Genomic DNA, 12,482 nt, shown 5'->3' on the forward strand with positions numbered 1-12,482 from the left:
CATCGGTATAGCGGCTGAAGCGTTCAAAAAACCAGAATTCCAACACTTCTGACAACGTCTCGCGGGTTTCTGCGCCAAGCGGCGCTTGTTGGATCGTCTGCCAGAGCAGCGGGGCGCGTTGCGTCAGTTCGGCATCCGTCTCGATAATCAGCGGGGCGAACACCGCAACATAGGGATTGTCGGGCTCGCGCGCGAGCCACTCGCGCAGGAAGCTGTCGAGACTGATGCAGCGGATCGGCGAGCCTGGGGCATGCACCCAGTGCGGTCGCTCGGGAATATCCGCCGCGCGCAGGAACACGGCCATGCCGAGGACTTCATGCTCGGGGTTCTCCTCGCCATAGAGCCCGATCTTGGCGGCGAGGTTGTAGAGGGACTTAGCCTTGGGCTGGGCCTGGAATTCGACCACATAGGCGGGGCCTGAGTGGCCGTCGGGCGCGACCAAGCCATCGAGGCGGCGCTCGAGGCTTTTGAGGGTCAGCGAGCAGACCTTGTAGGCGCCTTCAAGCCGCAGTCCGCCGGTGAGCACCCGAAAGGCCTCGGGGCCGCTGCGCAGAAACAGATAGATCGGGTGGTCGGTCTTCATGATCGGCAGGATAGACGAAGACCAACGCGCTCGGATAGAGACAAAAACGTGGTCCGTCCCCTTGAACGCTTGCGCAACTGCACCTGCACCAAGTACCCCAAGAACTCCTTCAGCGCCAGCCCGCTCGCCTCAAGCGCACCAGCGCTCGGCAGCCAGCACTGAAGGCCGCGACAGCTGCTGATGGACCGATAATCCGCACCAACCGGCACCACATCAAACCCCGCCTGCTCGAAAATCGCCACCGCTCGACGCAAATGCCAGGCAGAGGTCACCAGCAGCACCCGCCGCGTTCCGGATGAGTCAAGCACCTCGCGACTTGAGCGCGCATTACCGAGCGTATTGCGGCTTTCCGTCTCAAGGCGCAGCGCAGAACGCGGCACCCCCAGAGCGGTCAGTAGCTCGGCAATTGCCTCAGCCTCCGGCGCAGCGATCGGCGGCTCGAGCTTGCCGCCTGCGCTGACCACCACCTGCGACGCACAACCAGCGTGATACAGCCGCGCGGCCTCCCAGACCCGATCTGAACCCCGATGCAGTCGCGGCCGCAGATCCCCAATCAACAGCGGCTGTACGGCACCACCCAGCACCAGGATGGCATCAGCCGGCTCACAATCCGCTGCGGCCTGCGGCGGATAATCCCGCTCGAGCTGACTCATCAAAGCCGTCGCCACCGCCGGCAACGAGCAAGCCCCGATCAGCCCCAAACCCAGCCCAGCAACGAAGACACCGAGCCACCGCACCCGCCACACCAAGACGAGACCAGCCAACCCGAGCAGCAACCCCAGCGACAGCGGCATGACCAAGGCCGTCGCGAAGCGTTGCATGTCGAGCCAATCGATCAAACCAGACGCCTTAGGTTGGAAAACGCTTACAGCCCTGGTCGATGAGAAGGCTCAACCATTGGATAGCCCGCCACGGAGCAAGTCCTCAAAATACGCAATCGTCGGCCGCAGCCCCTCGCGCAGCGCCACCTTTGGCTCCCAGCCCAACTGCTCGCGGGCGAGGGTGATCTCCGGCTGGCGTTGGCGCGGATCATCCTGGGGCAGCGGCTGGTGCACCAGCTTGGAGCCTGAGCCGGTCAGCTCTTTCACCGCCTCGGCCAGCTCGATCATGGTGAACTCGCCTGGATTGCCGAGATTCACCGGGCCGGTCAGGTCATCCGGGCTGTTCATCAGCCGCACGAAGCCCTCGATCAGATCATCGACATAGCAGAACGAGAGCGTCTGGGTGCCGTCGCCATAGAGCGTGATCGGCTCGTTGCGCAGGGCCTGGACGATGAAGTTCGACACCACCCGCCCGTCGTTGGGATGCATGCGCGGTCCGTCGGTGTTGAAGATGCGCGCCACCTTGATGCGCAGGCCGTGCTGGCGGCGATCGTCGAAACACAGCGTCTCGGCGCAGCGCTTGCCCTCGTCGTCGCAGGAGCGCTTGTCCTCATCGTCGCAGTAGCGCTTGTCCTCGTCGTCGCAGGAGCGCGGGCCGATGGGGTTGACGTTGCCCCAGTAGTCCTCGGTCTGCGGGTGAATGCTCGGGTTGCCCTAGACCTCGCTGGTCGAGGCCTGGAAGAGAAGGCCCAGCCTTGGAGCATTTTGACCGAGAAACCAAAGGGACTGCTCAATGCTTGGCCAGCCAGGCGTCAGATCGCCACCTTCCACTCCCGCAACAGACCAACGGTCTGCGTAAGACCCTGCGTACGCAGCGTATCGAGGTATTCATCTGCTGTCTTCTGCGGGTTCTTGAGCGATCGGCGGTGCTTGGCGGCTGCCTCGCACACTCGACCCGGGTGCAGGTCGAGCAGGTCGACGATGAAATCGTCAGGATGCTGTGCAGCTAGGTGATAGCGCCTGAGCTCCTCAAGCGGGAAGTCCTTCAAATTGAACGTCACGATCAGACTCGCACCACTGTGAATGGCGGCTGCTACGACGTGGCGATCGTCCTCATCCGGCAGTTCTACGGACGCGATCAGATGGTCGAAATCGGTCACGAGACAGTCCCGCACATGGGCATTCATCAGCGTGCGGGTGCGCGTCAGGTTCTCTGGCTTCAGGTCTGGCCGCTGCGCGAGGACGTTTCTTGTCCACTCGTCATGAATCATGTCAGACCAGCGCGCCCGGAACAGATCCGTCAGCGCCAAGCGCATCAGAAAATCGCGCAGGGGTGCCGGGTAGAGCACACATGCATCGTAGACGACGGTGAAGTGGGAGCTCATTCATACCCCATGTCAAGCTCCTGGGCCTGCTCAGTCAGAACATCGAGCGCCTTGCTGCGCTCGGCGTCGATGCGCGCTTTATAGTCGACCACGTCCTGGTAGCGGACGCGTCGATGTGTGCCAACCCTGTGAAACGGGATCTCGCCGCATTCCAGCAGCTGGACAAGGAACGGGCGCGAAACATTGAGTACGTCCGCCGCTTCCTGGGTCGTGAGCTCTGCATGGATCGGGATGATGCTGACCGCGTTGCCCTCGCCAATTTCGGTCAGGACATCCACAAGCAAACGCAGCGCCGACACCGGCATGCGAACCGCGTGGGATGAGCCCTTGTTGTCGAAGATCTCAATCTGCTGCGTCTCGGCACGGGTTTGCAGATGGGCTGACAGAACCCGGCCGCTCTCCCGGGCAAGCGCGATCTCTTCTGCCGTCGGTAGCTGGCGGGTGGGTAACAAGGTGGTCATAACAGCCTCTTCGAAATTTCAACCAGCACTAGGGCGGCTTATAACCGAAATAAACGAAAGAGACAATAACGCCATAAGGGCTCGCTTTCGTCGGACAGATGTCGTCGCTGGCACCCATCGTCCCGGCCCATGGCCCCGTCGTCCCGGCCGGGAAGCCGGGACCCAGGCCAGGGATGGTGAACGGGCGGTTGACTGCTGAGCTTTGATGCCTGCCGCGAGGTTGCTTTCCCTGCGCTGGATTCCGGCTTCCCGGCCGGAATCACGGAGGGCATGACTGCGATGACGGAGGGAGAGGTGGCCGGATTATCCGGCGGAAGCCGAGAGCAACGCGTCAAAATACGCAATCGTCGGCCGCAGCCCCTCGCGCAGCGCCACCTTTGGCTCCCAGCCCAGCTGCTCGCGCGCGAGGCTGATCTCCGGCTGGCGTTGGCGCGGGTCGTCCTGGGGCAGCGGTTGGTGCACCAGCTCGGAGCGCGAGCCGGTCAGCTCTTTCACCGCCTCGGCCAGCTCGATCATGGTGAATTCGCCCGGATTGCCGAGATTCACCGGGCCGGCCAGCGCATCCGGGCTGTTCATCAGCCGCACGAAGCCCTCGATCAGATCATCGACATAGCAGAACGAGCGCGTCTGGGTGCCTTCGCCATAGAGCGTGATCGGCTCATTGCACAGCGCCTGGACGATGAAGTTCGAGACCACCCGTCCGTCGTTGGGATGCATGCGCGGTCCGTAGGTGTTGAAGATGCGCGCCACCTTGATGCGCAGGCCGTGCTGGCGGCGATAGTCGAAGCACAGCGTCTCGGCGCAGCGCTTGCCTTCGTCGTAGCAGGAACGCGGGCCGATGGGGTTGACGTTGCCCCAGTAGTCCTCGGTCTGCGGGTGAATGCTCGGGTCGCCATAGACCTCGCTGGTCGAGGCCTGGAAGAGTTTCGCCTTCACCCGCTTGGCCAGGCCGAGCATGTTGATCGCGCCATGCACGCTGGTCTTGGTGGTCTGCACCGGGTCGTGCTGGTAGTGCACCGGAGAGGCCGGGCAGGCCAGGTTGTAGATCTCGTCCACTTCCACATAGAGCGGGAAGGTCACATCGTGGCGCATCAGCTCGAAGTAGGGGTTATCGAGCAGCGGTGCGATGTTGTCCTTGGTGCCGGTGAAGAAGTTATCGACACAGATCACGTCATGGCCATCGGCCAGCAGGCGCTCGCACAGATGCGAGCCGAGAAAGCCGGCGCCGCCGGTGACCAGAATCCGTTTTCTCAAAGCGTAATTCATCAGTGAGCGTCCTGACTGGAGGGCGAAGGGTTTGGGGAATGGGTTGGTTTGAGGAATGGGGTTGGTCAGCGGGTTAGCGCTTGGCGCTGCGCTTGCGCGGCCTGCAACTTCAGCTCAACCATCTTCGCGCGCACCTGGGCGATATAGCTGGACCGGATTTGACAGGCGATCAACCCCGGCTGGCCCTCAAGAAAGCCCAGCCTTGCGACATAGTGATAGAGGAACCAGAGGTGCTGCTCAAACGGCAGCCGGATGATCAGCGCCTTCAGAAACCGACGACGCTCCTGCGCATTGCCCAACAGCCGTGGCGCAATCGTCGTCTCGCCATAGCGGCCCGTGGTCAGATAACGGTGGCGGACCCGCGCTTCCCAAGTCGAATACTTGTTATGGCGCGTGATGTAGGCCTCCAGCCCCTTAAAGTCCTCATGGATCAGCGACGTCTTCAGCGAGCCGACGCGCCCCTGCACCACCACCCGCTCATGGATCTCCATATCCAAGCTATCCGCCGCATCATCGAAAAGATGCTCGAAGTGCCCCTTGCCGGTGCGCAATAGCAACACCGCCGCATGCGAGAAGCCGCCATAGCGCAGGCGCCGACCCAGAAAATGGAATCCTTTGCGGATCAGATAGGCCTCGCAGCCGTCCGGCTGCCAAACCACTGTCGCAATCTCCTGCCACAGCGCATCGGGCACCACCTCATCCGCATCCAGGAAGAACACCCAAGGCGTCTCGATCGGCAGCTGCTCCAACGCCCACTGGCGCTTTTTCGGATAGCCTCCGTGATAGTCGAACTGCACCACCTCCGCGCCATGCGCCCGCGCGATCTCGGCGGTGGCATCCGTACTGTGAGAATCCAGCACGATGACCCGCTGTGCTGGCCCGAGCGCTCCCAGGCAACGCGGCAGGTTCACTGCCTCATTCTTGGCGGCGAGCAGGATCGTGACAGGGAGTTTCGAAGGCTCTTGCATCATTTGAATTCAAAGCGCGCGCAGTCGCTTCAGCGCCTGCTTGAACTTGATGAACTTTCGCGTTTCATCATTTCGATGATGTTTGATACTCGGCGCAGCAGATCGTCATAGGTCATAATGTCGAGCATGTTGGCGTATTTGCGCCGAATGATTTCAAAGTCAAAATGCTGTTGACCCGCGAAATCATTGTCCCGCCCAAGCAGGATCATTGCTTTTGGGTTGGTAATCTTCAGTTCGATTCCTGCGGGAAGTTCGGCTTTGCGCTTGTTGTAGATTTCCAGCTCTCCAGCACGGCCCCACTTGTTGAGGTGGAATAGGTATTTTTCTGCCTGCATCACAGATCCAGCCAGTTCCTTCCGCGGCGTGTGGTTGTCGCGGTATGTAGAGCGAGACACCAGCGCATTCGAAAACGGCTTTTTAAGCTCAATGATATCTATGCTGCCACTGTAATCAACCAGCGTCAGGTCAATATATCGGTCGATGACTTTGGATTGATTCGAGTAGAAATCCTTGATATGAACATTCTCAAGAACGGCAACATACTTAGGAAAAACAAACAACAGCAAGCCTAATATCTTTTTCTGCCAATTTTTTTCAACGTAACTATCAACATCGGATAGCATGTCCTCTAGTTCCGCATAGACATACTCGAACTTTTGTACTTCGAAGCTCGAAACAATGCTTTCGCGGGATTGAGCAGGCAGTTTATTCTTGCGATTCAAGTACTGGTTTAATTTCCCCTCGGCATCTGAGATCGTCCCGAAATAGTCTTTGAGCACCCTTGCAATCCGGGATCTCGCGTAATGTGTTAGCTCGGTGCTGGTCGGGAAGGTCTTCAGGAGTAAATTGAATTCAGCCAACGAGATAGCATTTTCGCTTTCTCCACCTATGGTGATGGGTTCATCAATCAGATCATCAATTTTTCTGAATACCGAGATATCCCGTTGTGCGATGAACGTTCCCAGAATAATTCTCATGTTGGCATCGAGCCTTAGGTCGTGCTTGATACCGAGAATGTCCTTGCTGATTTTGTAGTAGCGGTCTTCTAAAACGCCCAGCAAAAACACACGCTCATCTTCAGATGATTCTTGTTGGACAATCAAATCAGGGGATGTAAAGGTAAATGTACGGCGCAGAGTTATACTTCCATCCTGCTGCAGCTTATCGTCTACCCAAAGAGCGCTATCTCTTACAGAGTGATATTCCAGCAGCAGCTGGTCATTCTGTTTAGAGAGCCGGATCAAGATTCATCCTCCTAGTCCTCCACCGACACCAGCAGATGCAAGCCGTTGCCCAAGCGCTTAGACTGTCCATGAGTTTGCTCACGTTGCGCCGCGATACGCTGGATCGAGCGAAGTCCGTTGCGACACACAAGTGCTGAGGAGAGCGGTGGCTCAATTCATGGTTTGCGCGCTATCGCAGCCATGGATTTTGCCAACGGCGGAACCCGCCCGACGCGCTCGAAGCGGATGTCGACGAAGCCCGCCTCGTGCAGCAGTTCGCCCAGGGTCTTGATCGACCAGAACTTGATGTGGCCGTGATCCCAGAGCGCGGTGAAGTGCGCGTCCATCTTCCCGGCAAGCGCAAGCGCTAGGTTCTTCCAGTAGCCGTGATACGGGGTCGAGAGGATCGCCACCCCCCCCCCCCTTCAAGCAGATCAAAGACCGACCGGGCATAGTCCCGGGGTGCGTAGACGTGCTCCACCACCTCGAGGCTGAGCACGATCGGAAAGCGTCCATAACGCGCGGCCAGATCGTCGTAGGCAGACCCGGGCTCGAGCTTCAAGTGCGGATAGGCGGCTTGAGCCTGTGCGACCCCTTCGGCGGACGGATCGACGCCCGTCACGTCCCAGCCGAACTCGGTTAGCGCATTGGCCATGCTGCCGTTACCGCAGCCAAGCTCGAACAAGCGTCGCTCGCCTTTTGGCAGATTCAGCCCCTCGAGCGCCTTGAGCACAGTCGGCAACAAGTAGGCATGATGGTGACCCGCCTGTGCGGTCGCGTACCGATAGCCCGAGATATCCGTCTCCATGGTCTTCAGGCGTCCCCTTGCGTTTTCGTCAGCACATACCGTCCCAAGCACAAGGCATCCATATCCGTCCGCGCGAAGCAATCCAGCGCCTGCTCCGGCGTATCCACGATCGGCTCGTTCTCGTTGAAACTGGTATTCAGTACCAAGCCCACCCCAGTGCGCCGCTGGAAGGCGCTGATCAGGGCGTGATAGAGCGGGTTGCTCTGCTTGTCGACCGTCTGCAGGCGGCCGGTGCCATCCACATGGGTCACTGCTGGTAGGCGCTCCCGCCACTCGGGGCGAATCTTCACCACATGCTGCATGAAGGGGCTATCGACCGTCTGTTCGAAGTAGGTCGGGACTTCCTCCGTCAGCACGCTCGGCGCAAAGGGCCGGAAGGACTCGCGGCGCTTGATCTTGGCGTTGATAGTGTTCTTCATGGTCGGGATCGCCGGGTTGGCCAGGATCGAGCGATTGCCCAGGGCACGCGGACCCCACTCGCTGCGCCCCTGGTACCAGCCGGTGACCAGGCCATCAGCGATCAGGTTGGCCGCCACCTCCACCAGCTCTCCGTCGTCAGCGCAGGCATGCACCTTGAAACCGCTCCCCTCGGCGACCGCACGCATGCGCTCGTCCGGATACTCAGGCCCCCAAAAGGCATGCTGCATGTGGAAGCGCTCCGAGCGACCCAGCACGTTATGCCAGCACCAGAAGGCCGCGCCCAGGCAGATGCCATCGTCCGAGGCCGCCGCCTGCAGATAGTGATCCTTAAACGGAGTCTCCCGATGAATCCGCGCATTGGCCACGCCATTGAGCGCGCAGCCGCCGGCCATCGCCAACCGCGACGTCGGCACCAGCCCCTGCAGCCGCGTCATGCAGTGGATTGCCGCCTCCTCGAACCGCACTTGGGTTGAGCGCGCGATGTCCTTCTCGCGCTGCGTGAGCGGATCGTTACGCCGGCGGGGCGTGCCCAGCGCCTTGATCAGGCGATCAGTAAAAAAACGGCCCATGATGATGCGCTGGGTATCGTCCACTGCTCCACTCTCACCGCCCTCGTGCATGCCAAAGTAGTCCGTCGCCAGCCGATACCAGTGACTGTCGTCGAGCCTTACTAGCTCACGCATCAGCTCGCCATATTGGTCTTCGCCATAAGGCGCCAGGCCCATCACCTTGTACTCTTCGCCGAATTCATCGAAGCCGATGAACTGGCAAAGGGCGGTATAGAAAAAGCCCAGGCTATGCGGCAGCGTGACCTTGTCCAGCACCTCGATGCGCGTGCCCTCGCAGCGCGCCGCCATCATGCTCGCGAAGTCGCCCGAGGCATCGTAGGAGAATCCGGCAGTCAGCTCCTCGAAGGGCGACAGGTAGTAGGCGCTAGCAATGTGCGCTAAATGATGTTCTACGCCAACGGTCTCGAAGCGCACCTGCGCTGGATCTTCGCCGCAGACTTCAGCCAATTGCTCCAGCGTACTCTGGGTGCGACGGTTGCGGCCGAGATGCTCCACGACCGCGCCGGCCGCCTTGAAGGGGTTCTTCGCGACATAGGCCGCCTTGGCTGCACGATTTGCGGAAGGGTCGCGCGCCATGGCGACGTGGGTGATATCGCGCAGTCGCAGCCCCGCATCCGAAAGCAACCGCCGGATGGCATTTGCCGGGAAGGCGGGGCTGTGCTTCTGACGATCGCCGAGGCGCTCTTCCGCAACGGCACCGACCAGTTGACCATCAACGACTAGGCAAGCGGCCGAGTCGGCATGAAAGGCGTTGAAACCGAGAATGGCGGACATAGCAATTCCTCTCCGAAAATGAGTTAGCGCCCCACGACATCAGTCAGCATCAGACGATCGATCGCAAAAGGCTCAACAGCGATCAGGCATCCGCAATGGGTTGCACGCCAAAGGAGGGGGCCTGGTGTAAATACCACCCCAATGCAACCAGCAGCCAAACCCGAGACCATAGCGGCGATTCCGGGGCTTTGAGAAATTGATCCCAGCTTGCCGTGATGGCATTAGCATCGAATTGCGGATGTGTCTTCAAGACACCAAGCGCCGTCTCACAGACCGGCCGCAATTCGCCCTGCATCCAACGCCTGACAGGGATGACAAACCCGCGCTTCGACTGCCGCAACAGGGCTGGACGTAACAGGTCCGGAAACGCTTTGCGCAGCAGCGACTTGTCTGCTGTCCCTTCAGGCAGGCGGACCGCACCGGGCAGACTCAGCGCCAAATCCAGCAAAGGCCGATCGAGCATGGGCACGCGGATCTCGAGCCCATGCGCCATGCCCGTGCTGTCGCCCACCGGCAGTAGCGTATTGCCCAGATAAAACCGTGATTCGAGCAGGCTGATGGCATGCACGGGATCGTGTCGCTCGATTGGCAGGTCCAACAATTGTGACTGGTCGATAAACCCAGCACCCGAAGCCACGGAAACATCCCGACCGCCCAGCAAGGCCTGAATCTGTGCATTGCTGAAACAGCGACGCCGTTGCAAGCCCAAGGCGACAAGATCGGCGCCAGCACGCAGCACATCGGCGAGCTTTTCGCGAAACGCCAGGCCCCTGCCCATCGAAAGGGGCGCCGCGAGCCGTGCGCGCAGCCCTGCCGGTGCCCAGTCCAGCCAGCGCAGCCAGCGCATCAGGGCTGGTACATCGGCAAACGACGGATAGCCTCCAAACAACTCATCCCCGCCTTGCCCAGAGAGCGCGACCAGGAGCCCCGCCGCACGCACGCGACGCGCGATCACAAAGATGTTGAGCCCATCCATCGATGGTTGATCCAGGGCATCCAGCCAAGGTACCACCGCCGCCAGCGCATCCTTCTGCTCTAGCCACAGGACATCGTGAGGCAAACCAAAGGCGTGCGCTGTCTCGGCCGCCAGGGTCGCCTCGCTCTGATCCGGCGCGTCAGCAAAGCCAACCGTACAGGCGCGCAGGTCCGTGCCCTGTTGCGCCGCGAGCCCCGCCACCAAGGTGCTATCCAAGCCAGACGACAGGAACACCCCGACCGGCACATCGCTTAGCAAATGGCTTTGCACAGAGCGCGTCAGCTGCGCACGCACAGCCTGCGCCGCATCCTCATGCGACATGCCGGCGTGTGGAACGGGGAAGCGCCAATGCGGCACAGGCTGATGGCAAACGGCCTGGCCACTTGGATTCAGATCAACTCGCTGCCAATGGCCCGCAGGAAAGACCTCAATGGACCGGAATAGCGTCCAGGGCGCCTGTGTCGAGCCGTAAGCCAACAGGCTGAGCAAGCCTCGATCATCCAGCGCGTCGTCCACCTGACCCGTCGACAACAGTGCCCGCACCTCGCTGGCGAACAGCAAACGGCCACCAGCCTGGCTGACATAAAGCGGCTTGATGCCCAGCGGATCACGCCCCAAGACCAAGCTGCCGCTGACCTGATCGAGCCAGGCGAAGGCATACATACCCTCAAGCCGGCTGAGACAATCGGTGCCCCATCGACGCAGGCCATGTAGCAAGACCTCGGTGTCGCTGTGTCCGCGAAAGCGCACACCCTCCGCCCGGAGCTCGCGGGCCAAGGCGGGCGCGTTGTAGATCTCACCGTTAAAGACCAAGCGATCGCCAGTCTCCGGGTGCGCCATGGGCTGATGACCAGCTGCCGACAGGTCCTGGATGGAGAGCCGTCGGTGACCCAGACCGATCCGTGCCGCGCCGATGGCGGACCAGGCCAACCCCTCGTCGTCCGGCCCCCGATGCTGCTGCACCCGCGTCATGCGCGCCAACGCGGGCTCCAGCCAGGGCGCATCGGGCCCGACGATACCGGCTATGCCGCACATGTCCGGCTCCCGTCCAGCAACCCTTGATAGAAGATCAGCATCCGCGCCGCGAGGGGCGCCCAATCCAGTTCCGCTCGCGCAAAGGCGATGCCCGCACCCCGCAGCGCGGCGGTGGCCGACGCATCATGAAACAGCTCGAGCAGCGCCGCACTGAGCGCGCCAGGCTGGCGCGGCACCACCCGCGCCGCGCCAGCCAAGGCCGCTCGATCCAGATGGCAGGTATCGGTAGCAACCAGCGCGCCACCCACCGCCAGGGTCTCGGCCGCCATGTTCGAGTTGCACTCGTAATGCGAGGTCAGCAGCACCGCATCGGCCGCGCGCAACCAGCCGAGGCGCTCATCTCCATACACCGGGCCATGCCAATGCAGCACATCCGACACCCCGAGCCGGGTGGCCAGCTCACGTAACTTGGGCCATTCGCCGTCGTCCGGACCGATCCAATGCAGGTGCGCAGGCTCGCCCGCCGCGCGCAGCTGGGCCAGGATTTCGAGTTGCAGCTCCAGCCCCTTGATGACGTTCAAGCGCCCCAGGAAGACCAGATGCCGCGCCGCCGGGTCAGGAACCGCGCGCGACGGCAGATCCGCGGGCACCGACGCGAGCCGCTGCCGCAGACCCTCCAGGTCGAGTCCATTCGGCTGGATCACACAGGGCCGCTCGCGCGCGGGTGCCAGCCAATCACAGCCGGCACGCTCGGTCTCGTCGAGAAAGTGGAACGCGGCCAGCGCCTCCAGATTGCGCTGCTCCACCAGGCGCAGATACCACTGCTTGAACCCTTCACGCCGCCGCATGTTATGCGCGTCGAGCATGCCCCGCGGACTCAACACCATCGGCTTGCGACAAAAACGCCCGAACCAGCCCGCTTGGGTGATGACGCCGTTCCAAAGGCTATGCAGGTGGACGATATCGGCCCTTTGGATAGACCGATGCAGGATGGACATCAAACGCGGCCCAGGGATGGCAAACCGCTGGGTCAGGAAGGGCCCCAGGCGGATCAACAAGGCATTGGGCGCGCCAACAGCCGCGTCCCCCGACCCCGTCATCTCGCTGGCGGAGACCTGCCCTGTGCCGCATGCCACCAACGTCACCGAGGCACCGATCGCCGCCTGCGCACGGGCCAATCCGAGCACGCTGCGCGACGGACCGCCGGCCGCCGGATCCAGCCCCGGCACCACATGCAAGACGCGTAGGCCCAT

At 61.5% G+C, this 12,482-nt stretch carries 12 protein-coding genes and 1 pseudogene; all 13 read right to left on the minus strand.

The genetic code is table 11. From position 1 onward, the window contains the following. The coding region (locus tag CKO42_RS19675) for a DUF2887 domain-containing protein (protein WP_200247762.1) at positions 1–583 on the minus strand (583 nt) is incomplete at its 3' end. Then, the gene (locus tag CKO42_RS19680) at positions 580–1,404 is read right to left on the minus strand and encodes a YdcF family protein (protein ID WP_200247764.1); all 825 of its coding nucleotides are present in this window, start codon (positions 1,402–1,404) and stop codon (positions 580–582) included. The genes CKO42_RS19680 and CKO42_RS19675, both read right to left, overlap by 4 nt. A gap of 69 nt (positions 1,405–1,473) precedes the next feature. Beyond that, positions 1,474–2,148, minus strand: a pseudogene (locus CKO42_RS19685) (NAD-dependent epimerase/dehydratase family protein); the annotation flags it as partial. 68 nt (positions 2,149–2,216) lie between these two features. Then, positions 2,217–2,789 (minus strand): VapC50 family PIN domain-containing toxin, encoded by a 573-nt coding sequence (locus tag CKO42_RS19690; RefSeq protein ID WP_200247766.1) that lies wholly within the window; start codon positions 2,787–2,789, stop codon positions 2,217–2,219. Beyond that, positions 2,786–3,250, minus strand: coding sequence for a helix-turn-helix domain-containing protein (locus CKO42_RS19695; RefSeq protein WP_200247768.1), 465 nt, complete (start codon positions 3,248–3,250; stop codon positions 2,786–2,788). Before CKO42_RS19695 ends, CKO42_RS19690 begins: the two co-directional genes overlap by 4 nt. Before the next feature lie 303 nt (positions 3,251–3,553). Beyond that, positions 3,554–4,516: a UDP-glucuronic acid decarboxylase family protein gene (locus tag CKO42_RS19700; protein ID WP_200247770.1), complete on the minus strand. Its 963-nt coding sequence runs from the start codon at positions 4,514–4,516 to the stop codon at positions 3,554–3,556. A gap of 65 nt (positions 4,517–4,581) precedes the next feature. Further along, the gene (locus CKO42_RS19705; RefSeq protein WP_200247773.1) at positions 4,582–5,484 is read right to left on the minus strand and encodes a glycosyltransferase family 2 protein; all 903 of its coding nucleotides are present in this window, start codon (positions 5,482–5,484) and stop codon (positions 4,582–4,584) included. A 29-nt stretch (positions 5,485–5,513) separates the two neighbouring features. Continuing rightward, positions 5,514–6,728 carry a Shedu immune nuclease family protein gene (locus CKO42_RS19710; RefSeq protein WP_200247776.1) on the minus strand — a complete coding sequence of 405 codons (1,215 nt, stop codon included), beginning with the start codon at positions 6,726–6,728 and terminating at the stop codon, positions 5,514–5,516. 155 nt (positions 6,729–6,883) lie between these two features. Continuing rightward, positions 6,884–7,054 carry a hypothetical protein gene (locus CKO42_RS19715; RefSeq protein ID WP_200247779.1) on the minus strand — a complete coding sequence of 57 codons (171 nt, stop codon included), beginning with the start codon at positions 7,052–7,054 and terminating at the stop codon, positions 6,884–6,886. 20 nt (positions 7,055–7,074) lie between these two features. Beyond that, positions 7,075–7,515, minus strand: a complete 441-nt coding sequence (locus CKO42_RS19720; protein WP_200247782.1) for a class I SAM-dependent methyltransferase — start codon at positions 7,513–7,515, stop codon at positions 7,075–7,077. 5 nt (positions 7,516–7,520) lie between these two features. Next, on the minus strand, positions 7,521–9,278 hold the full coding sequence (locus tag CKO42_RS19725) for a carbamoyltransferase family protein (protein ID WP_200247785.1): 1,758 nt from the start codon (positions 9,276–9,278) through the stop codon (positions 7,521–7,523). 82 nt (positions 9,279–9,360) lie between these two features. Further along, entirely contained in the window at positions 9,361–11,289 is a 1,929-nt protein-coding gene (asnB, locus tag CKO42_RS19730) for an asparagine synthase (glutamine-hydrolyzing) (protein ID WP_200247788.1), read from the minus strand. Further along, on the minus strand, positions 11,277–12,482 hold the full coding sequence (locus tag CKO42_RS19735; RefSeq protein WP_200247791.1) for a glycosyltransferase: 1,206 nt from the start codon (positions 12,480–12,482) through the stop codon (positions 11,277–11,279). Before CKO42_RS19735 ends, asnB begins: the two co-directional genes overlap by 13 nt.

This window comes from Lamprobacter modestohalophilus, from assembly GCF_016583905.1.
Taxonomy (GTDB): Bacteria; Pseudomonadota; Gammaproteobacteria; order Chromatiales; family Chromatiaceae; genus Lamprobacter; species Lamprobacter modestohalophilus.

Bases quoted from the DNA above. Each gene is read 5' to 3' on its own strand.
- CKO42_RS19680 (WP_200247764.1), bottom strand. From the start codon at position 1,404: ATGCAACGCTTCGCGACGGCCTTGGTCATGCCGCTGTCGCTGGGGTTG.
- CKO42_RS19690 (WP_200247766.1), bottom strand. From the start codon at position 2,789: ATGAGCTCCCACTTCACCGTCGTCTACGATGCATGTGTGCTCTACCCG.
- CKO42_RS19695 (WP_200247768.1), bottom strand. From the start codon at position 3,250: ATGACCACCTTGTTACCCACCCGCCAGCTACCGACGGCAGAAGAGATC.
- CKO42_RS19700 (WP_200247770.1), bottom strand. From the start codon at position 4,516: ATGAATTACGCTTTGAGAAAACGGATTCTGGTCACCGGCGGCGCCGGC.
- CKO42_RS19705 (WP_200247773.1), bottom strand. From the start codon at position 5,484: ATGCAAGAGCCTTCGAAACTCCCTGTCACGATCCTGCTCGCCGCCAAG.
- CKO42_RS19715 (WP_200247779.1), bottom strand. From the start codon at position 7,054: ATGGACGCGCACTTCACCGCGCTCTGGGATCACGGCCACATCAAGTTC.
- CKO42_RS19720 (WP_200247782.1), bottom strand. From the start codon at position 7,515: ATGGAGACGGATATCTCGGGCTATCGGTACGCGACCGCACAGGCGGGT.
- CKO42_RS19725 (WP_200247785.1), bottom strand. From the start codon at position 9,278: ATGTCCGCCATTCTCGGTTTCAACGCCTTTCATGCCGACTCGGCCGCT.
- asnB (WP_200247788.1), bottom strand. From the start codon at position 11,289: ATGTGCGGCATAGCCGGTATCGTCGGGCCCGATGCGCCCTGGCTGGAG.
- CKO42_RS19735 (WP_200247791.1), bottom strand. From the start codon at position 12,482: ATGGGCCTACGCGTCTTGCATGTGGTGCCGGGGCTGGATCCGGCGGCC.